The following is a 1,666-nucleotide window of genomic DNA, read 5'->3' on the forward strand; positions in this document are numbered from 1 at the left end:
GGTTGGCGTCATGGATCAGGTTCAGGGACTGGTAGATGGCGTTGGCGCTGCCGAGGAACCAGCTCTTGCCCACGCGCTGCTGCGCGGGAACCGAGGCAACGTAGTTGCCGAGCTGGGTGGACATACGCCAGGTTTCGGAGATGTGCCGGTCCAGGCTGTGGGACTTGTACTGGGTCAGGACCACGATCTGCAGGTAGCGGGAATTCACCAGGTTGGACAGGGCGAAGTCGATCAGGCGGTAGCTTCCCGCGAAGGGCACCGCCGGTTTCGCGCGGTCTGCCGTCAGTGGCATCAGTCTGTTTCCCTCGCCGCCTGCGAGGACAATGGCCAGGACTCTTTTGTTCAACGGCATAATGGTCGCTCCTGTACGCCTTCGTAACTCCCCAAGACAGTCCGGCATGCCCGGACTCCTTCACACTAGAACAGTTATGCGTGAAGGACTACCTTGGGTCTTGTGCGAATAGACATTGTGACTAAAGAGTTTCCGCCGGAGATCTATGGTGGCGCCGGGGTCCACGTGGCCGAATTGAGCAGGGTGCTTAGTAAGCACGTTGACCTGCAGGTACGTGCATTTGGGGCTCCCCGCGACGCCGACTATCATGGCGCGGCGGTGACGTCCTACTCCGTGCCGGAGGATCTTGGCTCAGCCAACGCAGCCGTGCAGACGCTGGGGGTGGACCTGCGGATCGTACCGGACGTCGAAGGCGCGGACCTGGTCCATTCGCACACCTGGTACGCCAATATGGCCGGGCACCTCGCCTCGCTCCTGCACGGCATCCCGCACGTGCTGAGCGCCCACAGCCTGGAACCGCTGCGCCCGTGGAAGGCAGAGCAGCTCGGCGGCGGATACGCGCTCTCATCCTGGGTTGAGAAAACTGCCTATGAGGCCGCCGCGGCCATCATTGCGGTCTCCGAGGGCATGAGGCAGGACATCCTGCGCAGCTACCCCAACGTTGACCCGGCCAAGGTCCGCGTGGTCCACAACGGCATTGACGTCGAACTGTGGAACCGTGACGAGAATGACGACGCCATCCGCGCCCTGGGCATTGATCTAGCCAAGCCGAGCGTCGTCTTTGTGGGCAGGAACACGCGCCAGAAGGGCGTTCCCTACCTCCTTCGCGCCGCCGCCAAGCTGCCCGACGACGTCCAGCTGGTCCTGTGCCTCGGCGCGGCGGACACGCCGGAACTTGCTGCGGAGACCGCCCGCCTGATCGAGGAACTGCAAAGCCAGCGGACCGGCGTCGTGCTCATTGAACGCATGCTGCCCCGCAATGAGCTGATCCAGGTGCTGAGCCACGCCACCGCCTTCGCCTGCCCCTCCATCTACGAGCCGCTCGGCATCGTCAACCTTGAGGCCATGGCCTGCGGGGCTGCGGTCGTTGCCAGTGCCACGGGCGGTATCCCCGAGGTGGTGGACCACGGAAAGACGGGCCTGCTCGTGGACCTGGAGCAGGTGACGGACGGCACCGGCACCCCGCTGGACCCGGAAAAGTTCGTCAGCGAATTCGCCGCGGCACTCACCGAGGTGGTGTCGGACCCCGAGCGTGCCCGTGCCATGGGGCAGGCGGGCCGGCGGCGCGCCGAGGAGCACTTCTCCTGGGAATCCATCACGGAAACAACGCTCGAGGTGTACCGCTCGGTGCTGCCGGCACAGGGCTGACCGCCG

At 64.8% G+C, this 1,666-nt stretch carries 2 protein-coding genes; one reads left to right on the forward strand and one right to left on the reverse strand.

The features are described 5' to 3' along the window. On the reverse strand, nt 1-352 hold a 352-nt coding region (locus tag P2Q66_RS16855; protein WP_275729971.1), incomplete at its 3' end, for a sugar phosphate nucleotidyltransferase. 102 nt (nt 353-454) lie between these two features. Between P2Q66_RS16855 and glgA the strand changes: the two genes are divergently transcribed. Further along, nucleotides 455-1,660, forward strand: coding sequence for a glycogen synthase (glgA, locus tag P2Q66_RS16860; protein WP_275729973.1), 1,206 nt, complete (start codon nt 455-457; stop codon nt 1,658-1,660). The last annotated feature ends 6 nt before the right edge of the window (nt 1,661-1,666 follow it).

The organism is Arthrobacter sp. Cr_A7, assembly GCF_029222765.1.
Taxonomy (GTDB): Bacteria; Actinomycetota; Actinomycetes; order Actinomycetales; family Micrococcaceae; genus Arthrobacter.